The organism is Nonomuraea sp. MTCD27, assembly GCF_041950495.1.
Taxonomy (GTDB): Bacteria; Actinomycetota; Actinomycetes; order Streptosporangiales; family Streptosporangiaceae; genus Nonomuraea.
The window spans coordinates 156,668-179,163 of the sequence record NZ_JBGNUW010000010.1 but is presented as its reverse complement, the minus strand read 5'-3'; the positions used below and the strand labels follow the sequence as shown (position 1 = coordinate 179,163).

Annotated in this window: 22 protein-coding genes; 13 read left to right on the top strand and 9 right to left on the bottom strand. The window is 70.4% G+C overall.

The annotated features are described in order from the left end of the window. Positions 1-52 precede the first annotated feature (52 nt). The 3 genes from ACBJ59_RS28645 to ACBJ59_RS28635 all read right to left on the bottom strand — a co-directional run bounded on the left by ACBJ59_RS28645 (position 53) and on the right by ACBJ59_RS28635 (position 2,364). On the bottom strand, positions 53-1,213 hold the full coding sequence (locus tag ACBJ59_RS28645) for a C40 family peptidase (RefSeq protein ID WP_375113324.1): 1,161 nt from the start codon (positions 1,211-1,213) through the stop codon (positions 53-55). Positions 1,214-1,335: 122 nt separating this feature from the next. Then, a complete protein-coding gene (gene greA, locus ACBJ59_RS28640; RefSeq protein WP_364119022.1) occupies positions 1,336-1,836 on the bottom strand; it encodes a transcription elongation factor GreA in 501 nt (166 codons plus the stop codon). Positions 1,837-1,944: 108 nt separating this feature from the next. Beyond that, positions 1,945-2,364, bottom strand: a complete 420-nt coding sequence (locus ACBJ59_RS28635) for a DUF4307 domain-containing protein (protein WP_375113323.1) — start codon at positions 2,362-2,364, stop codon at positions 1,945-1,947. 133 nt (positions 2,365-2,497) lie between these two features. Here ACBJ59_RS28635 and mca point away from each other — a divergent pair, with 133 nt between their 5' ends. From mca to ACBJ59_RS28620, 3 genes are all read left to right on the top strand, one after another. Beyond that, positions 2,498-3,382: a mycothiol conjugate amidase Mca gene (gene mca / locus ACBJ59_RS28630; protein ID WP_364119027.1), complete on the top strand. Its 885-nt coding sequence runs from the start codon at positions 2,498-2,500 to the stop codon at positions 3,380-3,382. A 70-nt stretch (positions 3,383-3,452) separates the two neighbouring features. Beyond that, complete coding sequence (locus tag ACBJ59_RS28625) at positions 3,453-3,653, top strand: hypothetical protein (protein WP_375113322.1); 201 nt, start codon at positions 3,453-3,455, stop codon at positions 3,651-3,653. After that, positions 3,654-3,938 carry a GNAT family N-acetyltransferase gene (locus ACBJ59_RS28620; RefSeq protein WP_364119033.1) on the top strand — a complete coding sequence of 95 codons (285 nt, stop codon included), beginning with the start codon at positions 3,654-3,656 and terminating at the stop codon, positions 3,936-3,938. Positions 3,939-3,950: 12 nt separating this feature from the next. Here ACBJ59_RS28620 and ACBJ59_RS28615 read toward each other — a convergent pair whose 3' ends face one another. Further along, a complete protein-coding gene (locus ACBJ59_RS28615) occupies positions 3,951-5,096 on the bottom strand; it encodes a hypothetical protein (protein ID WP_375113507.1) in 1,146 nt (381 codons plus the stop codon). A gap of 107 nt (positions 5,097-5,203) precedes the next feature. Between ACBJ59_RS28615 and ACBJ59_RS28610 the strand changes: the two genes are divergently transcribed. Continuing rightward, the gene (locus tag ACBJ59_RS28610) at positions 5,204-7,198 is read left to right on the top strand and encodes a thioredoxin domain-containing protein (RefSeq protein WP_375113321.1); all 1,995 of its coding nucleotides are present in this window, start codon (positions 5,204-5,206) and stop codon (positions 7,196-7,198) included. 82 nt (positions 7,199-7,280) lie between these two features. Here the strand turns inward: ACBJ59_RS28610 and ACBJ59_RS28605 are convergent, their stop codons facing one another. Both ACBJ59_RS28605 and ACBJ59_RS28600 read right to left on the bottom strand, forming a co-directional pair. Further along, on the bottom strand, positions 7,281-9,311 hold the full coding sequence (locus ACBJ59_RS28605; RefSeq protein WP_375113320.1) for a transglycosylase domain-containing protein: 2,031 nt from the start codon (positions 9,309-9,311) through the stop codon (positions 7,281-7,283). Between the two features lie 215 nt (positions 9,312-9,526). Next, positions 9,527-10,006: an Lrp/AsnC family transcriptional regulator gene (locus ACBJ59_RS28600; protein WP_364119039.1), complete on the bottom strand. Its 480-nt coding sequence runs from the start codon at positions 10,004-10,006 to the stop codon at positions 9,527-9,529. A gap of 103 nt (positions 10,007-10,109) precedes the next feature. On the opposite strand from ACBJ59_RS28600, the gene hppD reads away from it, so the two are divergent. The 5 genes from hppD (at position 10,110) to ACBJ59_RS28575 (ending at position 14,441) form a co-directional block, all read left to right on the top strand. Further along, positions 10,110-11,219: a 4-hydroxyphenylpyruvate dioxygenase gene (hppD, locus tag ACBJ59_RS28595; RefSeq protein WP_375113319.1), complete on the top strand. Its 1,110-nt coding sequence runs from the start codon at positions 10,110-10,112 to the stop codon at positions 11,217-11,219. 34 nt (positions 11,220-11,253) lie between these two features. Further along, entirely contained in the window at positions 11,254-11,697 is a 444-nt protein-coding gene (locus ACBJ59_RS28590) for an RDD family protein (protein ID WP_375113318.1), read from the top strand. Between the two features lie 46 nt (positions 11,698-11,743). After that, the gene (locus tag ACBJ59_RS28585) at positions 11,744-13,153 is read left to right on the top strand and encodes a M1 family metallopeptidase (protein WP_375113317.1); all 1,410 of its coding nucleotides are present in this window, start codon (positions 11,744-11,746) and stop codon (positions 13,151-13,153) included. A 74-nt stretch (positions 13,154-13,227) separates the two neighbouring features. After that, on the top strand, positions 13,228-13,773 hold the full coding sequence (locus ACBJ59_RS28580; RefSeq protein ID WP_364119047.1) for an RNA polymerase sigma factor: 546 nt from the start codon (positions 13,228-13,230) through the stop codon (positions 13,771-13,773). A gap of 68 nt (positions 13,774-13,841) precedes the next feature. Beyond that, positions 13,842-14,441 (top strand): hypothetical protein, encoded by a 600-nt coding sequence (locus tag ACBJ59_RS28575; protein WP_375113316.1) that lies wholly within the window; start codon positions 13,842-13,844, stop codon positions 14,439-14,441. A 91-nt stretch (positions 14,442-14,532) separates the two neighbouring features. Here the strand turns inward: ACBJ59_RS28575 and ACBJ59_RS28570 are convergent, their stop codons facing one another. Both ACBJ59_RS28570 and ACBJ59_RS28565 read right to left on the bottom strand, forming a co-directional pair. Beyond that, complete coding sequence (locus tag ACBJ59_RS28570) at positions 14,533-15,672, bottom strand: ROK family protein (RefSeq protein ID WP_375113315.1); 1,140 nt, start codon at positions 15,670-15,672, stop codon at positions 14,533-14,535. A 25-nt stretch (positions 15,673-15,697) separates the two neighbouring features. Beyond that, the gene (locus ACBJ59_RS28565; RefSeq protein ID WP_375113506.1) at positions 15,698-16,873 is read right to left on the bottom strand and encodes an FIST N-terminal domain-containing protein; all 1,176 of its coding nucleotides are present in this window, start codon (positions 16,871-16,873) and stop codon (positions 15,698-15,700) included. A gap of 171 nt (positions 16,874-17,044) precedes the next feature. Between ACBJ59_RS28565 and ACBJ59_RS28560 the strand changes: the two genes are divergently transcribed. From ACBJ59_RS28560 to ACBJ59_RS28545, 4 genes are all read left to right on the top strand, one after another. Next, the gene (locus tag ACBJ59_RS28560; protein WP_375113314.1) at positions 17,045-18,436 is read left to right on the top strand and encodes a sigma 54-interacting transcriptional regulator; all 1,392 of its coding nucleotides are present in this window, start codon (positions 17,045-17,047) and stop codon (positions 18,434-18,436) included. A 62-nt stretch (positions 18,437-18,498) separates the two neighbouring features. Then, complete coding sequence (locus ACBJ59_RS28555) at positions 18,499-19,239, top strand: hypothetical protein (protein ID WP_375113313.1); 741 nt, start codon at positions 18,499-18,501, stop codon at positions 19,237-19,239. A gap of 50 nt (positions 19,240-19,289) precedes the next feature. After that, on the top strand, positions 19,290-21,248 hold the full coding sequence (locus tag ACBJ59_RS28550; protein ID WP_375113505.1) for a VWA domain-containing protein: 1,959 nt from the start codon (positions 19,290-19,292) through the stop codon (positions 21,246-21,248). 75 nt (positions 21,249-21,323) lie between these two features. Beyond that, the gene (locus ACBJ59_RS28545; protein WP_375113312.1) at positions 21,324-21,776 is read left to right on the top strand and encodes a GNAT family N-acetyltransferase; all 453 of its coding nucleotides are present in this window, start codon (positions 21,324-21,326) and stop codon (positions 21,774-21,776) included. Positions 21,777-22,028: 252 nt separating this feature from the next. On the opposite strand, the gene ACBJ59_RS28540 is transcribed toward ACBJ59_RS28545, so the two are convergent. Continuing rightward, positions 22,029-22,451, bottom strand: a complete 423-nt coding sequence (locus tag ACBJ59_RS28540) for a DUF6292 family protein (RefSeq protein ID WP_364119062.1) — start codon at positions 22,449-22,451, stop codon at positions 22,029-22,031. Positions 22,452-22,496 lie beyond the last annotated feature (45 nt).

Genomic DNA, 22,496 nt, shown 5'->3' with positions numbered 1-22,496 from the left:
TGCAGGCCATTTGCACGCGAGGGAACACGGAACTGTGCGTTGGGGAAAGGGCTCAGCGCACCTTGGCCGCGGCGATGGGGCTGACCCTGACGACTCCGGCCAGGTTACGGGTGCTGACGGGGGCGATCTTCACCACGTCGCCGGTGCGCGGGGCGTGCAACATCTTCCCGTCGCCCCAATAAATCGCCACATGCGAGATGTAATCCGGATTTGTCGGGTCGTTGCGCCAGAAGAGCAGGTCACCGGGCTGCGCCTGCGCGTACGGCACCTGCGGCCCCGTCACCCACTGCTGGTGCGTCACCCGGGGCATCCGCACCCCCGCCTGCCCGTAGGCCCACTGGACCAGGCCGGAGCAGTCGAACGTCTCGGGCCCCTCGGCACCCCACACGTACGGCCGGCCGAGCTTGGAGACCGCCGCCTTCAGCGCCGCCGTGAGCTGTTCCCCCGTCATGAACGAGCCCGCCGGCCAGTTCTGCTGCGGCACGTTCTGCTGCGTCTGGGGCAGCACCGGGTTCACCAGGGCCACCTGCGTGCCCTTGGGCAGCGCGCGCAGGATGCGCTTGCGCAGTTCGTCGGAGTTGGTCTTGGGGGCGCTGACGATGAGCGCGTTGTCGTGGGGCAGGCCGAGCGTGCGGCCCACCTCTCTCGACACGACCGCGTCCACGGCGCCGAAACCGGTGGTGGCGTACGCGCCGACCCGCAGCTGCCCCGCCGGGCCCGCCGCCACCCGGCTGTGCAGCGCGAGCCCGCCGTCGTTGCCCAGCACGAACGAGACGGCCACGTCACCGGCCGCGATGTTCTGCCACAGCGCGTCCGACGAGGCGGTCACCTTGGGCGTGTAGGCGCGGAAGGTGGACGGGTTGACGGCCAGCGTCTGCACCCGCTTGCCGTCGAGCGTGATGGAGGCCGCGTCGGCGAGCTCCATCGCCCGAACCCCCCGCAGCTTGGCGACCTTCTGCAGCAGCTCGTTGGTGAAGGGCTTGCGGGTCAGCACGAACAGGTTGGGCTTGTGCAGCTTGCTCAGCGGCGCCACCGGCTGGAGCGTCCTGGCCGGCTCCTGCGGCGGCAACTGCTGCTGGGGCCGCTGATCGGCCAGGAGCGTGGGCTTCGGCGTGGCGCGCACGGCCGCGGGCTTGACGGATGTGCCCGGCTGCGTCAGCAGCAGCACGTCGGCGGTCAGCACCGCGACGAGCGCCACCACGATGAACGGCACCAGCTTGTACGTATTGCGCCGCTTACGAGTTTTAACTAAGAAACGCAGGTCTTGCCGAATTCCCGATCCATGCGAAAACGCCGCCGGGCCAACGTGGGCCCGGCGGTCATCGTCCAGGGGGGTCAGTTGCCGATGTACGGCACAGCCTCGAGGATCTCGACGGTGTTCTGCCGTCCGTTGGGCAGGGAATAGGTCGCCTTCTCCCCGATCTTCTTGCCGTTGATCGCCGACCCGAGCGGGGACCTCGGCGAGTAGACGTCGATCGGTGCTCCGCTCTCCTCACGGGAGGCGAGCAGGAAGGTGACCTCGTCGTCGTCGCCGACGAACCTGATGGTCACGGTCATGCCGGGGCCCACCACGCCCTCGGCCTTGGGGGCCTCTCCCACCTGGGCGTTGTCGAGGATCTGCCGGAGGTGGAAGATCCGGGCCTCCATCTTGCCCTGTTCGTCCTTGGCCGCGTGGTAGCCGCCGTTCTCCTTGAGGTCACCCTCTTCACGGGCGGCCTCGATCTTCTTGGCGATGTCGACGCGCCCGGGGCCAGAGAGATACTCGTACTCCGCCTTCAGGCGGTCGTACGCCTCCTGCGTCAGCCAGGTGACGTTCTCATCGCGAGAGTCGGCCACGGGTTCTCCTTGCTTGCCTAGGGGGCCCTGAGATCACTTGAGGTTGCGTACGGTTGAATTGCGAAAGGCTAACAAGTTAACCGCTCGAACGCTTCCCCAAATGTCTCACTATACGAGATTGCAGTACTGGATGTGGACGGAAGTCGCCCGACCGCTCGTGTCGAGGCTTTCCTTGAGCTGCTTACTACCCTCACCAGCCGGGATTCTTACTTCCTTGCTGCCCACTTCCGCGTGATCGACGTCCAGTGCCCTGATGCGGCAGACGGCCACCCTATCGTCCGGCTTGTACACCTCAAAGGTGATCTCCGCCTGGCTCGGGCCGTTCACCTTGAACGTCACCACCTGCGACGGCGCCTCCGAGCCGCCCGCCGTCATCGACCACATCACGTAGCCCCAGCCACCGGCGATGATGGCCACCAACACGCCGATCACCACGTGGACGACGAGCCTGCCACCTCGCTTGGGCCGGTCGGGGAAGTCGTCGGGTGTGCCGAGAACGGGTCCGTTCTCGACATCTTTGGTGACCATGGCGGAATCTCCCTGCACTCCCTCAGCGTTATCCGAGACAATTGTCGCCCGCGGGGGGTGTGCCCTCGCGACCGCCCAGCAGAAACTAACCTCTCTGGGCGACTGACCGGTCCTACTGAGGAGCATCGAGCCCGTGAGTGCACCGCTGAGGCTGATGGCCGTCCACGCCCACCCCGACGACGAGTCGAGCAAGGGCGCCGCCACGATGGCGCGTTACGTGCGAGAAGGCGTGGAAGTGCTGGTCTGTACCCTCACGGGCGGTGAGCGTGGATCTGTGCTCAACCCCAAGATGGACCGGCCCGAGATCGTGGCCAACATCGCCGAGGTGCGCCGGGCCGAGATGGCCCGGGCGCGCGAGATCCTCGGCGTCGAGCAGCGTTTCATGGGCTTCGTTGACTCCGGGCTGCCCGAGAACGAGGACGAGAAGCTGCCCGACGGCTGCTTCGCCGTGCAGACGCTGGAGGACGCCTCGGCGCCGCTGGTGGCCGCCGTACGCGAGTTCAGGCCGCACGTGATCATCACCTACGACGACGACGGCGGCTACCCGCACCCCGACCACATCATGACCAACAAGGTCTCCGTCGAGGCCTTCGAGGCGGCCGGCGACCCCGACCGCTACCCCGGCACCGGCGACCCCTGGCAGCCGCTGAAGCTCTACTACCAGATGGGCTTCACCAAGGAGCGGTTCGAGGCGCTGCACGAGGCGATGACCGAGCGCGGCCTGGGCTCCCCCTACGCCGACTGGATCTCCCGCTGGGAAGACCGCCCCGCCAAGTGGCCGGTGACCACGCGGGTGCCGTGCGGCGACTACTTCCAGCTCCGCGACGACGCCCTGCTGGCGCACGCCACCCAGGTCGACCCCGACGGCTTCTGGTTCGTCTGCCCGCGCGAGCTGCAGCAGGAGATCTGGCCGACCGAGGACTACCACCTGGCCCGCTCGCTCGTGGACACCGAGCTGCCGGAGGACGACCTGTTCGCCGGCATCCACGCCGACGAGGTCGAGCCCGCCTGCCACTGACCGGGCCGCAGGTCGAAACAGGGGCCGGACCCCTGGCCGGACCATGCCCCCCTGGTGGCAGACTGGAAGCGTGACCATTCTAGCAGCTGGTGATGTGAGCCCGGGCCTGCTCGGCTTCGTCGTCGTGGCCCTCATGGGTTTCGCCCTGTATATCCTGATCAAGTCGATGAACAAGCAGATGTCGAAGATCCAGGTGCCACACGAGGGCGAAGCCGAGGACACGGCCGGCAAGGCCGATGACAAGGCCCTCGCTGACAAGAAAGCCGATTAGATGCCGATAGAAGTGGTCGACAACTCGACGGAGAGCCGGTTCGAGATCCTCGTGGACGGCAAGGTCGCCGGGTTCGCCGACTATCTGCTGCTGCCCACCAAGATCGTGTTCACGCACACCGAGGTCCTGCCGGCCTACGAGGGGCAGGGGCTGGCGGGCAAGCTGGTCGGCCACGCCCTCCAGGCGAGCGCCGACACCGGCCTGCGCGTCGTGCCGCGCTGCCCCTACGTGGCGAAATACATCGAGCGTCACCCCGAGTTCAAGGACCTGGTCGACGCCTCCTGACGGGCGGGCCCGTCATTCGGCGGCCGACCAGGCACGTTCGAGCGCCTTCGGCAGCCCCCACCAGCCCAGCGGGGTGAGCACCTCGTCACCGTCGACGATGCCGAGATGCGCCCAGAGGGTCACCACCGACGCGAAGAGTCCCTCCGTCGCGTCCAGGTCGTCGACGTCCTGGTCGTCGACGTCGATGTCCTCCGACTCGGCGATCAGCCGCGCCATCCGCTCGGGCGAGGCCAGCACCCCAGGCCCCATCCTGACCAGCGCCGCCACCCCGGCCAGCCAGTCCGCGTGCTGGATCGCGCAGAGGTTGGCCAGCGCCGTGTCCTCCTCGCTGAGCTCCCCGTCGAGGTCGGCGAACTCCTCCAGCACGTCCGCGCCCTCGGACAGGTCCGAGACGGGCCCCGCGACGCCCGCCGCCACCGTCAGCCACAGCTCCAGGTCGTCGTCGGGCAGCGGCCGGTCCTCGAACCCCGCACAGGCCCGCAGCACGTTGGCGGGGTAGCCGGGCAGGGCCAGCAGCGCGCGCAGGCGTACCGCGGCCGCCTCCAGCTCCTCCCCGGGCAGCTCGGGCTGCTTGGGCAGGTCCGCGAGGATGCGCCGCAGCTCCGACAGCGCGAACGCCTCCTCCTCGTCCCAGGCCGCGAACAGCTCCTCGTCCTGCTCGTCGCTGACCGCGAACCCCGGCACCCGGCCGTCGGGCAGCGGCGTGCTCAGCCAGCGCTCCTGAAGCTCCTCGTACGCCCCGCGGGCCTCCTGCTCGCCCGCCGCCAGCGCGTCGGGGTCGATCTCTCCCGACTCGACCCGCTCCTCCAGGTACGCGACCAGCCGCGCGAACATCTCGGCCGCCACGGGCCCGCGCTCGTCCTCCTCCGGCCAGACGAAGTAGCTGGGCGTCATGAGGATCGGCTCGGTGCCGGTGGACTCGACCCACCGCTGCACGTCACCGACCGTGGCCACCCCCGCCTCGATCGAGCTGAGGGTCGCCTTGGCGGATTCCCAGAACGCGACGGAGAGCGGGTTGCCCGCCGCCATCATGGCCCGCCGCAGGTCGGGCAGCGCCACGAGGGCCACTCCCGACGGTACGGCGAGCAGCGCGCGGGCCACGTCCCGGCGCGTGACGGCGGTCGCCGGACGGCCGGCGTGGGCGCAGACGAAGTCCATATCCACGCCCCGTAACCTACGCCGTACCGGCCGCCGGAGTCAGCCTGTGCCGACCTGCTCCCGGAACGGGAGTGCGGCGCCCTCTAGGCTGGTTGGGGGAGGTCCTGATGAACCGCTTGAAAGACGCGACAAGCCCCTACCTGCTCCAGCACGCGGACAACCCCGTGGACTGGCATCCGTGGGGTGAGGAGGCGTTCGCGGAGGCCCGCAGCCGGGACGTGCCGCTGCTCATCAGCGTGGGCTATTCGGCGTGCCACTGGTGTCACGTCATGGCGCACGAGAGCTTCGAGGACCCCGGCACCGCGCGGCTGATGAACGAGCACTTCGTCAACATCAAGGTCGACCGCGAGGAGCGGCCCGACGTGGACGCCGTCTACATGGGCGCCACGCAGGCCATGACCCGTCAGGGCGGCTGGCCGATGACCGTTTTCGCGACGCCCGACGGGCATCCCTTCTACTGCGGCACCTACTTCCCGCGCCCGCACTTCCAGCGCCTGCTCACCGAGGTGCACAACGTGTGGACGGGTGACCGGGAGTCCGTGCTGCTGCAGGGGTCGAAGGTGGTGCAGGCGCTCAACGAGAACACCACGCTGCCCAGCGGGCCGCTGCCGGGCGAGGAGACGCTGCGGCAGGCGGTGCGCAACCTGCGGGAGTCGTTCGACGCCGCCGACGGCGGGTTCGGCGGGGCGCCCAAGTTCCCGCCGTCGATGGTGCTGGAGTTCCTGCTGCGCTCCGGCGAGCGCGAGATGAGCGGCAGGACGCTGGAGGCGATGGCCCGCGGCGGGATGTACGACCAGCTCGGCGGCGGGTTCGCCCGCTACAGCGTGGACTCGGGGTGGGTCGTCCCGCACTTCGAGAAGATGCTCTACGACAACGCCCTGCTGCTGCGCGTCTACACGCACTGGTGGAAGGCGGGCGGGGGCGACCTGGCGCGGCGGGTGGCGCTGGAGACGGCGGACTGGCTGCTGCGCGAGCTGCGTACGCCCGAGGGCGGCTTCGCCTCCGCGCTCGACGCCGACAGCGAGGGCGTGGAGGGCAAGTTCTACGTCTGGACGCCCGAGGAGCTGTCCGAGGTCCTCGGCGAGGATGACGGCCGGTGGGCGGCGGAGCTGTTCGAGGTGACGGGCACCTTCGAGCACGGAACGTCCGTGCTGCAGCTCCTGCGCGACCCCGAGGACCCGGCGCGCCACGCGGACGTGCGGGCCCGGCTGCTGGCCGCCAGGGAGCGCCGGGTGCGCCCGGGGCGCGACGACAAGGTCGTGGCCTCCTGGAACGGTCTGGCCATCGCTGCCCTGGCGGAGACCGGGGTCGTCTTCGAGCGGCCCGACCTGGTGGCGGCGGCCACGGCGGCGGCGGAGCTGCTCGCCGGCACGCACATGGCGGACGGCAGGCTGCTGCGCACCTCCAGGGACGGCCGGGCGGGCACCAACGCCGGGGTGCTGGAGGACTACGCCAACCTGGCCGAGGGCCTGATCTCCCTGTACGGCGTGACCGGCGAGGCCAGGTGGCTACGGCTGGCGGGCTCGCTGCTGGACACCGTGCTCGACCGGTTCGCCGACGGGACGGGCGGCTTCTACGACACCGCCGACGACGCCGAGCGGCTCTTCCAGCGCCCGCAGGACCCCACGGACAACGCCACCCCCTCCGGCCAGTACGCGGCCGCCGGCGCGCTGCTCTCCTACGGCGCCCTGACCGGCTCCACGCGCCACCGGGAGGCCGCTCACGCCGCCCTGGGCACCGTGTCGGTGCTGGCCACCGGGCATGCCAGGTTCGCGGGGTGGGGGCTGGCCGTGGCGCGGGCGGCGCTGTCGGGGCCCGTGGAGGTGGCCGTCGTGGGCCCGGCCGACGATCCGCGCACGGCCGCGCTGCACCGGGAGGCGCTGCTCGCGGACGCGCCCGGGCTGGTCGTGGCGCTCGGCCGGGACGACGGCGGCGACCGGGGCACCGGCGATCCGCTCGTCCCGCGGGAGGCGGCCTTCCCGGCGCTGCTGGAGGGCCGCGGGCTGGTCGGCGACGCACCGGCCGCCTACGTGTGCCGGGGCTTCACCTGCCGCATGCCCGTGACGACGGTCAAGGCGCTGCGGGCCGAGCTGGCCGGCTGACCGCCCGAGGCGTCGCGGGCGAGCCGTCCGGCCGACGACCCGCGTCATTGCGGGCCGAGCCGGCTGACCGCCCGAGGAGCCGTCATCCCGTGGGCTGGCGGCTCCTGCCGCCGCCCGGGTCGCCGTCCTGCTGGACCGTCGGCTGGTCGGGCACCTGCGTGGGCGGCGGGGCGGTCTCCTCCGGCTGCTCGTCCGGTCGCTCGTTGTCGTCGGGGCCCTCCGTGACGGGCGGGTCCGTGAACGGCGGCTCGCTGAAGTCGGGCTCCGGCTGGTCCCAGTCGTCCGGGCTCTCCGGCCGCGTGTACTCGTAACCGGGCACGTCCCTGTCCTGGCCGGGCTCGGAGTAGTCGGAGGACCAGCCGTACTCCGACGGCTCCGGGAACTCCTCGACCGGCTTGCCCGCCATCGCCTCGGTCATGAACGCCCGCCAGATCTGCGCGGGCAGCTGGCCGCCGAACTGCGTCCCGTAGCCGGGGATGGTGACCGTGGCGTTGTCGTCGCGGAACATGTCCACCGCCACCGCGAGCTGCGGCGTGAAGCCGTTGAACCAGACCGACTTGGAGTCGTCGGTGGTGCCCGTCTTCCCCGCCACCGGGCGGTCGTAGAGCCGGGCGGCGGTGCCGGTGCCGTATTTGACGACCTGCTGCATCGCGTACGCGGTGTCCGCGGCGGCCTGCTCGCTGACCACCTTGGTCGCGACCGGCTTGACGACCTCCTTGCGGCCCTTCGCGTCGGTCACCGACTTGACCACGTGGGCCTCCACGTGCACGCCCTTGTTGGCGAAGGTGGAGAAGCCGGAGGCGTTCTGGACGGCGCTGACCGAGGCCACGCCGAGCGGGAAGGCGGCGGCGCTCTTGTGCTGGTCGAGCTGGGCGGCCGGGATCCCGGCCGCCTCGGCGGTCTCGGCGACCTTGTCCAGGCCCACCTTCTGGCCGAGGTCCACGAAGGCGGTGTTGACGGAGTTCTGGGTGGCGCTGATCAGGTTGATCTGCCCGTACGAGCGGTCGCCGTCGTTGGGGATCTCCTGGGACGCGGAGGCCACGCGCAGCGGCGAGTTGCCGTCGACCCTGGTGGACAGCTCGAAGCCGTTGTTGAGGGCGGCGGCCAGCGTGTACGGCTTGAACGTGGACCCGGCCATCACCTTGGCCGAGAACGCGCTGTCGTAGTACTTCGACTGGGACGGCCGCCCGCCGTAGAAGGCCACGACCTCGCCCGTGGCGGGATCGACGGCCGCCAGCCCCGTGCGTACCTTCTTGGGCGTGTCGTCCGGCAGGACGTCCGCGACCGCCCGCTCGGCCGCCTGCATGAGCTTCTTGTCGAACGTCGTGACGATCTTGAGCCCGCCGCCGTTGATGTCCTCGTCGGTGTAGCCGCGCCGGTTGAGCTCGGCGGTGACCTGCTCCAGCATGTACTGGGCCTGGCCCTTGAGCTCGAACGGCTTCTTCGGCGCCTTCAGCGTGGGGAACTTCTCGGCGGCCGCCCGCTCGGCCGGCAGCGCGCCCGTCTGGCCCATGGCGTTGATCACCGACTGCCAGCGCTCCTGGGCCGCCACCAGGTCGGAGCCCTTGGGGTCGGCGAAGCGGCTCGGCTGCTGGATCACCGCCGCCAGGTAGGCCCCCTCGGCCACGGTCAGCTTCTCGACGTCCTTGCCGAAGTAGGCGCGGGCGGCCGACTGGACGCCGTTGGCGCCCCGGCCGAAGTAGATCGTGTTGAGGTACTGCTCCAGCACCCAGTCCTTCGACTTGGACTGGTCGACCTTCATCGCGATGAGGATCTCTTTGAACTTGCGGGTGACGGAACGTTCCTGGCTCAGCCCGCTGTAGTAGTTGCGGACGAGCTGCTGGGTGATCGTGGAGCCGCCCTGGAGCTGCTGCCCGGTGAGGGTGGACCACACGGCCCGCCCGGTGCCCTTGATCGAGACGCCGGCGTCCTCGTAGAACGAGCGGTTCTCGGCCGCGATGACCGCGTCGCGCACGTGCTTGGGCACCTTGGCGAGCTCGATGTTCCTGCGGTCGATCCCCTGTCGGGCGAGCACGGTCTTGCCGTCGCGGTAATAGATCACCGAGCCCTGCGCGGTGGCCTGCTTCTGGGTCGTGTCGGGAATAGGAGTCAACGCCCAAGCAATCGCGAAAAGCCCGGCTAGTACGAGGATTCCCGTGCCAATAGAAATCAGTAGAACTCGGAGAATCCGCCGCTTTCGCATCCCGTTACCACCACCACTCCGCACCCCTCGACCCCCTCGTCAAGCGTCGCCCAACCCCCGCAAGCTGGGCGGATGCCAAGGGTAAACGATCGACAATGGTGCCTCGTCCCTTAGCGATAGTACGACTAGCGCCCGCCTCGACGCGGAACATCGGCGACCAAAGGCAGCACTCGGTAGGGAACCGGGGTGTCGAGGGCGATGATCGAATTAGTCCTGAGTACGCCCTGAACATCAACGATCAAGTCGATAACCCGCTGCAAATCAGCGTTGGTCCGGGCAACCACGCGGCACAGGAGATCGCTGTCCCCGGTGATCGTGTGCACCTCCAGCACCTCGGGGATGCGGGCCAGCCGGTCGGCCACCGGATCGTGCCCGGCCACCTGCCTGATCTCCATGCTCACGAACGCGGTGACGTCGTAGCCGAGCGCCTCCGGCGACACGTCGGGGCCGAAGCCGGTGATCACTCCCCTGTCGATGAGCCGGTCGAGCCTGGCCTGGACCGTGCCACGGGCCACGCCGAGCCGCCGCGAGCACTCCAGCACGCCCAGGCGGGGCTCGGCGGTCAGGAGGGCGATCAGCCGGGCGTCGAGATCGTCGATCGTCATGGTGTACAGATCTACCGGACGATTCGCCGGGAGACTAGGCAGATTGTGCACTCATTGAGGTAACTCTTGCGCAACTCGTCCAGATAAATCGAGAGTTGGCGGTATGAGTGATGTCTTTCCGGTCAATGGCATGCACGCCGTGGTGTTCGCCGTGGGCAACGCCAAGCAGGCTGCTCACTACTACTCGACCGCCTTCGGGATGCGGCTGGTCGCCTACCGGGGCCCGGAGAACGGCAGCCCGGACGTGGCCGCGTACGTGCTGACCTCGGGCAGCGCCACGTTCGAGTTCCGGGCCTCGATCCGCCCGGGCACGGACCTGGCGCGGCACGTGGCCGAGCACGGTGACGGGGTCGTGGACCTGGCCATCGAGGTGCCCGACGTGGAGGGGGGCTACGCCTACGCGGTCGCCCACGGGGCGAAGGGGCTGGTGGAGCCGTACACGGTGGAGGACGAGCACGGCAAGGTGGTGCTCGCGGCCATCGCCACGTACGGCGAGACCCGGCACACGCTGGTCGACAGGTCCAACTACGGCGGGCCCTACCTGCCGGGCTACGCCCCCGCCGAGCCGCTGGTGGCGCCGCCCGCGACCAAGCACGGGCGGCTGTTCCAGGCCGTCGACCACTGCGTCGGCAACGTCGAGCTCGGCAAGATGGACGAGTGGGTGGACTTCTACCGCAACGTCATGGGCTTCACGAACATGGCGGAGTTCGTCGGCGACGACATCGCCACCGAGTACTCGGCGCTGATGTCCAAGGTCGTGGCCGACGGCACGCGCAAGGTCAAGTTCCCGCTCAACGAGCCGGCCGTCAGCCGCAAGAAGTCGCAGATCGACGAGTACCTCGAGTTCTACGGCGGCCCGGGCGTGCAGCACATCGCGCTGGCCACCAACGACATCCTGACCACGGTGGACCACATGCGGGCGGCCGGGGTCCAGTTCCTGGACACGCCGGACTCGTACTATGACGACCCCGAGCTGCGCGGGCGCATCGGGCAGGTGCGCGTGCCGATCGAGGAGCTGAAGAGGCGCAAGATCCTCGTGGACCGCGACGAGGACGGCTACCTGCTGCAGATCTTCACCCAGCCGGTGCAGGACAGGCCCACGGTCTTCTTCGAGCTCATCGAGCGGCACGGCTCGCTCGGATTCGGCAAGGGCAACTTCAAGGCGCTGTTCGAGGCCATCGAGCGCGAGCAGGAACGCAGGGGCAACCTTTAGTTTGTCCCGACTTTGTGGCGGTCATCCAGAAATCATGGGATTGTCGCCGCCGGGGCTGGCGGGACGCTGGCGGCGACTGTTCGCCGGCGTCCTCGACTGGCTCATCATCAACATCGCCTCCGCCCCGTTCACCTGGACGAGCTGGGACTACGTCTGGGACGAGAGCAGGGGTGCCTGGGACCGCTATCCGGTGGAGCACACCTTCGTGGCCAGCCTCGTGGCCTTCCTGTACTTCTGGCTCCTGCACGCCTTCTGGAATGGTCAGACGCTGGGCAAGAAGTTGTTCGGCATGCGTGTCGTGCAGGAGCACGGCGGGAGGATAGGCGTGGGGCAGGCGGCGGTCCGGCAGGCCGTGGCGACCTTGCTCGAATGGCTCTGCTGCGTCGGACCCCTGCTGGATCTCGGCTGGATCCTCTTCGACCCCCGTAAACAGGCCCTGCACGACAAGGCCGCACGGACGGTCGTCGTGAACGCCTGACCCAGCGTAATATTCTGGTCACGATCTGAAGGGGGCTCGTTCGCCGATGCGTTTCGACAGACGCGGGGTGGCCATGCTCGCGACGCTCATCAGCGTGCTCGCCTGCTCTCCCGCCGACGAGCCACCGCCCACCGGGCACCACCTGCCCGCCGACCACCGCGCGGGCGCGCCCGGCATCGGCGACCCCGACTTCCCGACCGACGGCAACGGCGGCTACGACGTCTCCCACTACGACCTGGCCATCGACTACACCCCCACCACCAAGCGCCTGGAGGGCGTGACCACCATCCACGCCGGCGCCACCCAGGAGCTGACCAGCTTCAACCTCGACCTCGCCGGGCTCACCGTGCGCGAGGTCTCCGTCGACGGCTCCCCCGCCACGTTCACCCGGCAGGGCGACGAGCTGACCGTGCGGCCGCCACAGGCGATCGACGGCAACACCCCCTTCACCGTCAAGGTCACCTACTCCGGCCTGCCCAAGCCGGCCACGAACAACGCCAACCTGGGCACCTACGGCTTCATCCCGACCTCCGACGGCGCCTTCGTGGCCTCCGAGCCCAACGGCTCCAAGACCTGGTTCCCCAACAACGACCACCCCTCCGACAAGGCCACGTTCGACTTCACGATCACCGTGCCCGCCGGCGTGACCGCCCTGGCCAACGGCGAGCCGGCCGGGCAGCCCACCACCTCCGGCGGCAAGACCACCTACCGGTGGCGCGAGCGCCACCCGATGGCGACCTACCTCGCCACGGCCACGCTGGGCAAGTTCGAGCTGCGCCAGGGCAACACGGCGGCCGGCATCGCCAACCTGGCCGCCGCCGACCCCAAGTTCAAGGCCTCGCTCAACGACCTCTACACCGCCTCGGCCGAGATCACCGACTACTGGTCCACGGTCTTCGGCCCCTACCCGTTCTCCTCGACGGGCGGCGTGGTGGACGACTATTCCGCCGGCTACGCGCTGGAAAACCAGACCAAGCCCCTTTACGGCGGTTTCGACCCCGGTGAGACGATCATCGCGCACGAGCTGGCCCACCAGTGGTTCGGCAACAGCCTGACCATCCGGCGGTGGAAGGACCTCTGGCTCAACGAGGGCTTCGCCACCTACGCCGAGTGGCTGTGGTCCGAGCACAAGGGCAAGAAGACCGCGGAGTCGTTCTTCAGGGACTTCCACCAGCGCCCCGCCGACGACCCGATGTGGAAATATCCCCCGGGGCGCGCGAAGCCCGACGACCTGTTCAACCAGTCGGTCTACACGCGCGGCGGCATGACCCTGCACGCCCTGCGCAAGGCCATCGGCGACGCCACGTTCTTCACCCTGCTCAGGACGTGGGCTGCCGAGCACCGCTACGGTCACGTCACGACGGAGCAGTTCGTCGACCTCGCCGAGCGGTTGTCCGGCAAGGACCTCAACGGGCTCTTCGACGCCTGGCTCTTCCAGCCCAGACGCCCCGCCTGACCCCGCCCGGAAACGCTTTTCGTCGCTCGGTCCAAGAACAGGTGTAAGGGCGAACGACGAAGGGAGCGAGGCCAGTGCGCCTCCATGAGGACCCCGCGGCCTTTGAGGCCTTCTATCGCCGCCACGTCGATGCCGTCATGAGGTTCGTGGTGCGCCGGGTGAGCGATCCTCACCTGGCAGCGGACCTGACGGCGGACATCTTTCTGGCGGTGCTCGACTCCGCGGACACGTACGTGCCCGGACGGGGCAGCGAGATCGCGTGGCTGTACGGCGTCGCGCGCAACGTCGTGTCGGCCCAGTATCGCAAGGCGGCACGGGAGGCGCGGGCGGCCGGCCGCGTCGCCGGCCGCCGGCTGATGGACGACGACGATCTCGCCCGGATGGAGGAGCGGATCGACGCCGAGCGCCGGATGCGCAGCGCTCTGGAGGCCATGGAGGGCCTGCCGGAGGGCGAGCGCGCGGTTCTGGAACTCGTCGCGATCGACCAGCTCACCGTCACGGAAGCCGCCGCGGCCCTGGGCATCAGGCAGGTGACCGCACGGGTCAGATTGCACCGGGCCAGACGTGCCCTTGAGAGCGTCGCTTCGCCATCGGCCGTGTACCTGGAAGGACAGACATGAGCAACTTCGAAGATCGCCTTCTCAGTGCACTCAAGGATGAGATCACGACGAGGACGGCGGAGGACAGGATGACCACTGTGACACCGGTTCGGCGCTCCCGGCGGCGCCTCGTGGGGTTGTCCGCCGCGGTGGCGGGGGTCGCGGCGGCCGCCACGGCGGTGGCGGTGCTGACCGGGCTCACCGGCAGCCCGGCGTACGCGGTGACCACGGGCTCCGACGGCGGGGTCAGCGTGCGGATCCACTCGTTCAGCGACCCCGACGGGCTGGAGGCCGAGCTGGCCGACGCCGGGGTGCGGGCGGTGGTGGACTACCTGCCTGAGGGGCAGACCTGCAAGCAGCCGCGCGGGGAGCGTGGGGGCGGTCAGGGGCAGTTCGCGACGAGCATCGGCAGGGACGGCGACGGGATCGCCTTCAAGATCGAGAAGGGGCAGGTGCCGGCCGGCTCGACGCTGGTCCTGGCCGTCTCAAAGAGCAAGGAAGGAGACGACCAGCCGCCGTTCGCGACGGCGCTGGAGGTCGTCAAGGGTGCGGTCGCGCCGTGCGAGACCACCACGCTGCCGGCGCCTCCTCCCGGGTCCGGTGGCACCAACGAGCGGAAGGACGACGGGCCCGGCCTCGACTCCGGTACGGAGGAGCAGGGGCCGAGCCTGAACACACAGAACGGCTGACGCGCCGTTCCCGGGCCCGGCGGTCCCTCCCGAGCAGCGGGGGCCGCCGGGCCTGTCATATGCCCCGTCATGTGCCCCGTCATGCACCGCGTCATGTACGCGGTGCGTCGTCCCGGCAGTCGTCCCAGTAGCGGTCCCCGGCCAGGAGCAGGGCGGCGGCGCCGACCAGGCCCGCCTCCTGGCCGAGGGCGGCGGGCATGACCTTGACGCGGCGGGCGAACCCCATCCGGGCGTGCTCCCGCAGCGCCTCCTCCAGCGGGCCGAAGAGCGGCTCCCCGGCCTGGGAGAGCCCGCCGCCGACGGTGACCAGGTCCAGGTCGCACAGGTGGGTGGCGGAGGCGATCGCGACGCCCAGGGCCCGCCCGGCCCGGCGCATCGCCCGCACCGCGACCGGGTCCCCGGCCAGCGCGTCCGCCGCCAGCCCCCGCGCCGTCACCCCGCGGTCCTCCCGGTACGTCGCGTCACCCGTCACGGCACCCGTCACGGCACCCACGGCCTCATCGGCTCTCGTGGGCCCGCTCACGGTCCCAGGGCGGTGGACCGTCTCGCCGCCGCCGGGAGCATGGGGCGCGGCGGTGACTCCGCCGGGAGCATGGGTCGGGGCGGTGCCGCCGCCGGGAGCATGGGTCGGGGCGGTGCCGCCGCTGGGCACCCAGCCCTGGTCAAGGGCCCAGGCGGCCAGGGCCGGGCCTCTGGCGACGGCCTCCAGGCAGCCGTGGCCGCCGCAGCCGCAGCGGGGGCCGCCCTCCGGCTCGACCACCACGTGCCCGATGTGCCCGGCGTTGCCCGTCCTGCCGTTGACCAGCCGCCCGTTCAGGATCAGCCCGCCGCCCACGCCCGTGGACACCACCATGCCGAGCATGTCGTCGCTGCCCTGCCCGGCGCCCTTCCAGTGCTCGGCCACGGCCAGGCAGATCGCGTCGTTGTGGAGGCGTACCGGTAAACCGGGGAACAGCGCCGCCAGCCGGGCGCGCAGCGGGAAGTCGCGCCAGCCCGGGATGTTCAGCGGCGAGACCTCCCCTTCCGGCCAGGTCATGGGTCCGCCGCAGCCCACCCCCACCCCCTCGGCGCCCTGCGCCAGGGGCTCGACGAGGTCCATGAGGGTCCGCCAGAGAGTCTCGGCGTCCGCGCCCTGCGGGGTCGCGACCCGCCTGGACCGGGTCACCGTGCCGTCGCGGCCGACCAGGCCGGCGGCCATCTTGGTGCCACCGACGTCGATCGCGAGGATCACGGGCGGCCCGCCGCACCGCACGGGGTCATGGGCCGGCGGTGGCGCTGGAGAAGACCAGGACGGAGGCCGTGAACCCGTGCACGTGGTTGTGGCCCGCGACGGGACCGACCTCGCCGGCCGCGAAGAAGCCCGCCACGCCGATGGGCCCCAGCGTGTCGCGCAGGGCGACCGGGTCGTGGTCGGCGGTGCCGAACATGGCCGAGCCCCGCCCGTTGCAGGAGAACAGCAGCGCCCCGTCCACCTTGCCCAGCTCCTCGCGGTGGGCGTCGAGCAGGTCGTACAGGTCCTCGTCGGCGGTGGCGGCGTCGCGCACCTGGAAGCGTACGGTCCTGCCGACCTCCACGATGTCGCCGATGGCCACGGCCTCGCGTTCGGGGTCGATGCCGATGACGCCGCGGATGAGGAAGTCGCCGCGTTCGTGGCGCTCGGCGTACTCGTCCATGGCCAGCCCGATCTGCAGGCCCGAGGCGACCAGCTCGCGGTCGTCCTCGTCCAGGTCGCTGACGATGTCCTCCAGCCGGGCCAGCGCCGGCTGGCCGGCCAGCTCCAGCAGCAGGTTGTCCTCCGACGCGGTGACCACCATGCTCGGGCCGATCGGGCGGCAGCCCTGGCTGACCACGGTGCTGATCTTGACCGGCCCGCTGAGCAGCACGCCGATCGCGCCCTCGGTGTAGATCTCGCCGTCGGCGAACAGCCGTACGGAGCCCCGCCCCTGCAACCCGTTCGCCAGCCCGCCGATCAGCGGCAGGTCGCCCAGCACGTCGACCGAGCGCTCGACGAAGGCGTCGGTCGGAAAGGTGTACGGATCGGCCAGCAGGATCGCCACATGGTCGTCCCCGCCCCGCTCGGGCAGCCCGACCACCACGAACCTGTCCTCGGCCGTCAGCGTCTCCAGCGCGAACGTGGTCAGCCGCGCCCCGTCCAGGGTCGCCGCCCAGGCGCTCACGGCGGGCGTCAGCTCCACTCCCTGCCCGTCGCCGATCACTCCAGTGGCGCTGCATCCGATCACGTGTGCCTCGGGCGCGAGTTTCATCGCGGCCTCACCGGCCCGCGCGACGTCCTCGGGATCGTCCCCGCAAATGAAGAAGCAGACCAAGTCGGCTTGGCCGCTGAGCCTCGACAGTGCCTGGCCGACGGCGTTCTCCGCGGCCTCCACCAGGTCGGAACCCACGGCGAGGCCGTCGGCGAAGCGGCTTGTCAACACGGCCACGGATCTCGCCTCCCTCGACATGTCCAAGTTCCCTAGGCCCGATTCTCCCCACTAAAGGGACAAGCACGCGCACGAACCGTCACGCAATAGTCAAGATCCGAAATCTCCGCCAGATGCGAAAGTCTCTGCCACATTCCTCGCGGGGGACGTAGTCTCGTTCCCGTGCATCAGCCACGTATTCTCCGCGAGTTGCGAGAGAGCGGCCACGTTCATCGCACCGTCAAAGCCGAGGTCCGGGAAAACCTGCTGGCCAGGCTGCGGTCGGGCGAGCCCCGCTTCCCCGGCATCGTCGGCTTCGACGACACCGTCCTGCCACACCTGGAGCGGGCCCTGCTCGCCGGGCACGACCTGGTCCTCCTCGGCGAGCGCGGCCAGGGCAAGACCCGGCTCATCCGCACGGTCACCGGCCTGCTCGACGAATGGACGCCGGTGGTCGAGGGCTGCGAGATCAACGACCATCCGTACGCGCCGGCGTGCACGCGCTGCCAGACCCTGGCGCGGGAGCTGGGCGACGAGCTGCCGGTGGCGTGGAAGCACCGCGACTCGCGCTACGGCGAGAAGCTGGCCACGCCCGACACCTCCGTGGGCGACCTGATCGGCGACGTCGACCCCATCAAGATCGCCGAAGGGCGCACGCTGGGCGACCCCGAGACGGTCCACTACGGCCTGGTCCCGCGCACCAACCGCGGCGTCTTCTCGGTCAACGAGCTGCCCGACCTGGCCGAGCGGATCCAGGTGTCGCTGCTCAACGTGCTGGAGGAGCGCGACATCCAGGTGCGCGGCTACAACCTGCGGCTGCCGCTCGACATCCTGCTCATCGCCAGCGCCAACCCCGAGGACTACACCAACAGGGGCCGGATCATCACGCCGCTGAAGGACCGCTTCGGCGCCGAGATCCGCACCCACTACCCGCAGACCGTCGAGGACGAGCTCACGCTCATCCGCCAGGAGTCCGTGCCGGACATCGGGGCCGACGTCCCCGAGCACCTGATCGAGGTGATCGCCCGCTTCACCCGGCTGGTCCGCGAGTCGACCGCCGTGGACGCCCGTTCCGGCGTGTCGGCGCGCTTCTCGATCGCCGCGGCCGAGACCGCCGCCGCCTCCGCCGTGCGCCGGGCGGCGATCACGGGCGAGGAGCAGGCGGTGACGCGCGTGGTGGACCTGGCCTGCGTCGTGCACAGCCTGCGGGGCAAGGTGGAGTTCGAGGTCAGCGAGGAGGGCCGGGAGACCGACATCCTCGCCCACCTGCTGCGGCGGGCGACGGCGGAGACGTTCAGGAGCCGGTTGGGCGGCATGGACCTGTCTCCGGTGACCGACAAGTTCGCCGAGGGCAACCAGGTGGAGTCCGGCGATCTGGTGCCCGCAGGGGAGCTGCTGCACCGCATCGGTCCCGTCACGGGCCTGGCCAAGGTCATGTCGCGGCTGGGCATGGGCGCGGGCGAGGAGTCGCCGGGGCACGCCGCCGCCGCTCTGGAGTTCGCGCTGGAGGGTCTTTACCTCATGCGGCGCCTGTCCAAGGAAGACCTTGATGGAGTGACCGTCTACCGGACGTGAACATGTCGGCGGTCTCCCGCGTCATAGTGAGTAGTTCATCACTCCGTCGGGGGAGACCGCCCATGCGCCCGCTAGTCTGTGCCACCGCCGCCGCCCTCGCCCTGAGCGCCTTCACCGCCCCCGCCCAGGCCGCCAGTTCCGCGTACGGGTACGCCTGGTCCGACGGCAAGGGGCACCTCCGGATCGTGCCGAAGACGGCCACCCGCCTCACCCGGCAGGGCAACGTGCTCCACCGGCTCAAAACCCTGTCCGGGGCCAAGGAGCTGCGGCTCGACTACACCGGGGCCGCGTACGCACGGGTCACGGTCGCGTGCGACCTGAAGGAGACCGAGGGCCAGGTCGCCCTGGACGCCAAGGGCCTGGGCCGCACCGCCTGCGCACCCGCCCACCTGCGCGCGTCGCTGGGGCGCGGGCCCGTGCCGGTGCGCGTCGAACACCGGGGCGGCAAGGCCACCAGGGTCAACGAGATCCTGGTCGCCGACTGGCCCGGCGGGCGCTCGGCCACGGGCACGCTGAAGCGCGTCAACGACACGACCGTCGTGTTCGCGACCGGCGGAAAGAAGATCAAGCTGGGCTACTCGTACTCGACGGTCTTCTACCGCACCACCGCCCGGTGCGGCGACGGCTGGCTGACGGGCCGGCCGGTCAACGCGGACCGCAACGGTCTCGGCAAGAAGCAGTGCACGTGGACGGACCTGACGAAGGCGCTCAAGGGCGCCCGGTACCCCGTCCTCGTGAAGATCGACTACACGCCGGGCGTGGACTCCCTGGACCAGGTGTGGGAGGTCTTCGGCGACGCCTGAAATTCCATGTCCACACATGAAGGCATTTCTCGGGTTAGCGTGGTTTCGTGATGGCCTTCCGCTATGGCGAATTCCACGACGGCCCCGACCCCCTGGCCCCTCCCTATGACGTACGCGCGGCGCTCGACGAGATGGGCGATGCCATCCTGTCGGGCTCGACGCCGGTCCACGCCCTGCGTGACCTGCTCAAGCGCGGCCTGCCCGGCGCGCAGGAGCGCCGCGGGCTCGACGACATGCTCAGGGAGGTGCGCAGGCGCCGCCGTGACCTGCGCGAGCGCGGGCGCCTGGACGGCACGCTGGAGCGGGCCAGGGCGCTGCTGGACAAGGCGATCGGGCAGGAGCGGGCCGAGCTGTTCCCCGACCCGTCGGACGACGCGCGGCTGCGGGAGGCCGGGCTCGACGGCCTGCCGGAGGACACCGCCAGCGCGATCCAGGAGCTGAGCACGTACGACTGGCGCTCGGCGGCGGCCCGCCAGACCTTCGAGGAGCTGCGCGACCTGCTGCGCCGGGAGGTCCTGGACAGCCAGTTCAAGGGCCTGCGCGACGCGCTCGCCAACCCCGACCCCGAGGCCCTCGAACGCGTCCGCCAGATGATGTCGGACCTGAACGACATGCTCGACAAGGACTCCCGAGGCGAGCACACCCAGGCGGACTTTGACGCCTTCATGGCGAAATATGGCGATCTGTTTCCCGAGAAGCCCCGCAACCTGGACGAGCTCGTCGACATCCTGGCCCGCCGCGCCGCCGCCACGCAGCGCATGCTCGCCTCGATGACCCCGCGCCAGCGCGAGGAGCTGTCCAACCTCATGAACCAGACGCTCGACCAGGCCGGCCTGTCCGACCAGATGCGCCGCCTGGGCGAGGCCCTCTACGCCCGCCGTCCCGACCTGGCCTGGAACGCCCCCGAACGCCTCACCGGCGAGGAGCCGCTCGGCATGGGCGACGCGGTGACGGCGCTGGAGGAGCTGGCCGACCTGACCCAGCTGGAGACCGCCCTGCGCCAGGACTACCCGGGCGCGCGGCTCGACGACATCGACGAGGCCGCCGTACGCCGTGCGCTCGGCCGCTCGGCGGTCGACGACCTGGAGGCGCTCAAGCGGATCGAGCGGGAGCTGGAGGAGCAGGGCTACCTCCTGCGCCGCCGCGGCAAGCTGGAGCTCACCCCCAAGGCCGTACGCCGCCTGGGCGAGACCGCGCTGCGCCGGGTGTTCTCCTCGCTCGACGCGGGCCGCCGCGGCGACCACGAGCAGCACGACGCGGGCTCGGCCGGCGAGCTGACGGGCTCGTCGCGCCCCTGGCGCTTCGGCGACGAGCAGCCGATCGACGTCGTGCGCACGCTGGTCAACGGCGTGCGCAGCGGCGGCGTCGCGCTCGGCGACCGGGTCGGGGTGCGGCTGTCGGTGGACGACTTCGAGGTGGCCGAGACCGAGCGGCGCAGCGCCGCGGCCGTCTGCCTCCTGGTGGACCTGTCCTACTCGATGGCCCTGCGCGGCACCTGGGCCGCCGCCAAGCAGACGGCCCTGGCCCTGCAGGCTCTGGTGGCCTCGAAGTTCCCGCAGGACGCCGTGCAGATCATCGGCTTCTCCAACTACGCCAGGGTGCTGCAGCCGGACGAGCTGGCGGGCCTCGACTGGGACATGGTCCAGGGCACCAACCTGCACCATGCCCTCCTGATCGCCGGCCGCCACCTCGATCGCCACCCCGACTTCGAGCCGGTGGTGCTGGTGGTCACGGACGGCGAGCCCACGGCGCACCTGATGCGCAACGGGCAGTCGGCGTTCGAGTGGCCGCCCTCCCACGAGACCCTGGAGCTCACGCTGGCCGAGGTGGACAAGATGACCCGCCGCCGCGCCACGATCAACATCTTCATGCTGGCGGCCGACGACCGGCTGAAGGAGTTCGTGGACGAGGTGGCCCGCAGGAACGGCGGGCGCGTCTTCTCGCCGAGCGCGGACCGGCTGGGCGAGTACGTCGTCAGCGACTTCCTCCGCCTGCGCCGCTCCCGCTGACGCCACAGACCGCGCGGCGGCGGCTGACCACTCCCGCGCACGAATTGTCGGTGCCGCCTGCCAAACTCTCTCGGCATGAGCGATGACGTGCGGTTGCGGGATGTCGTGGAGGCCGACCTCGAGGTGTTCCTGGAGCAGGAGCACGACCCGGAGGCGGTGCGGCGGTCGAGATTCGCTCCCCGGGAGCGGGAGGCGTTCCTGCGCCACTGGAAGACCCGTGTCCTCGGCGACCCGACCGTCTTCGTGCAGGCCGTCGTGGTGGACGGCGCCCTGGCGGGCAACCTGGTGGCCTGGTGGGAGGAGGACCGGCGCTTCATCGGCTACTGGTTCGGGCGGGCGTTCTGGGGCCGGGGCGTCGGCACCCGGGCGATGGAGCTCTTCCTCGGCAAGGAGCAGACCCGGCCGCTGTACGCCGATCCCTTCCACGCGAACACCGCGTCCGTACGGCTCCTGGAGAAGCACGGGTTCGAGCGGTCGGGGACGATCAAGCACGGCGAGGACGAGCACATCCTGCTGGTGCTCCACTGACCCCGCGGTGACCGCCCAGCCTCCTCATCGCGCGTCGGTCGGGACCGGCTGATCGCTCTCCTCCGCGCCCCTCGTCGCACACGTGACGTGCGCCCTGCAGTCCCCAGCCGGGAAGGGCCCATCATGCGGCCCCCGGCCCAGGCTCGGGGTTCGGCTCCCCCGTAAGGGGAGCCCGGAGCCGGTCTCGCGCGGAGCGCGTCAGCGGCGGAGGCCCATGCGATTGGCCGGGGATTCGAGACGGTTGTCCCGGGTTCAGGCCTCTATGAGGCGGGAGTAGAAGTCGAGCGCGACGTCGAAGCCGTCACGGCAGTTGCGGTGGGAGCGGTAGCAGGGGCGCCAGGCCGAGCTCGCGCCCACGCCCGCCCTCGCGTCGCTCAGCGCCGACGGTACGCGCTCCGGCTTCGGCAGCAGGCCGTGGCCCAGGTAGCGGACGCCCGACAGCTCCGTGTGCCGGCCGCGCCCGCCCGAGACGAAGGCTCCGAGGCGCCAGCCGCTCTCCTCGTCCCACACCAGCGCGGTGCCGTCGGAGAGCTTGAGGGTGGCGTCACGGGGGTCGCACGGACCCTCCCACCAGTCCACGACCTCGGGTCCGAGCAGGTCGACGACTTGCTGCACGTAGCTGTACGGCTGCTGCAGCCACTCGTCGGTATACGGCTCGACGTGCCTGATGGCCACGGACGGCACCCCCTTGTGCCCAATCGGTAAGGAAAAAGCGACGAC

What these genes read in the sequence shown, in the direction of transcription:
- ACBJ59_RS28585 (WP_375113317.1), top strand. Translation starts at nt 11,744, where the DNA reads ATGCGTTTCGACAGACGCGGGGTGGCCATGCTCGCGACGCTCATCAGC.
- ACBJ59_RS28590 (WP_375113318.1), top strand. Translation starts at nt 11,254, where the DNA reads ATGGGATTGTCGCCGCCGGGGCTGGCGGGACGCTGGCGGCGACTGTTC.
- ACBJ59_RS28545 (WP_375113312.1), top strand. Translation starts at nt 21,324, where the DNA reads ATGAGCGATGACGTGCGGTTGCGGGATGTCGTGGAGGCCGACCTCGAG.
- ACBJ59_RS28635 (WP_375113323.1), bottom strand. Translation starts at nt 2,364, where the DNA reads ATGGTCACCAAAGATGTCGAGAACGGACCCGTTCTCGGCACACCCGAC.
- ACBJ59_RS28615 (WP_375113507.1), bottom strand. Translation starts at nt 5,096, where the DNA reads ATGGACTTCGTCTGCGCCCACGCCGGCCGTCCGGCGACCGCCGTCACG.
- hppD (WP_375113319.1), top strand. Translation starts at nt 10,110, where the DNA reads ATGAGTGATGTCTTTCCGGTCAATGGCATGCACGCCGTGGTGTTCGCC.
- ACBJ59_RS28620 (WP_364119033.1), top strand. Translation starts at nt 3,654, where the DNA reads ATGCCGATAGAAGTGGTCGACAACTCGACGGAGAGCCGGTTCGAGATC.
- ACBJ59_RS28610 (WP_375113321.1), top strand. Translation starts at nt 5,204, where the DNA reads ATGAACCGCTTGAAAGACGCGACAAGCCCCTACCTGCTCCAGCACGCG.
- ACBJ59_RS28555 (WP_375113313.1), top strand. Translation starts at nt 18,499, where the DNA reads ATGCGCCCGCTAGTCTGTGCCACCGCCGCCGCCCTCGCCCTGAGCGCC.
- ACBJ59_RS28550 (WP_375113505.1), top strand. Translation starts at nt 19,290, where the DNA reads ATGGCCTTCCGCTATGGCGAATTCCACGACGGCCCCGACCCCCTGGCC.
- ACBJ59_RS28600 (WP_364119039.1), bottom strand. Translation starts at nt 10,006, where the DNA reads ATGACGATCGACGATCTCGACGCCCGGCTGATCGCCCTCCTGACCGCC.
- ACBJ59_RS28575 (WP_375113316.1), top strand. Translation starts at nt 13,842, where the DNA reads ATGACCACTGTGACACCGGTTCGGCGCTCCCGGCGGCGCCTCGTGGGG.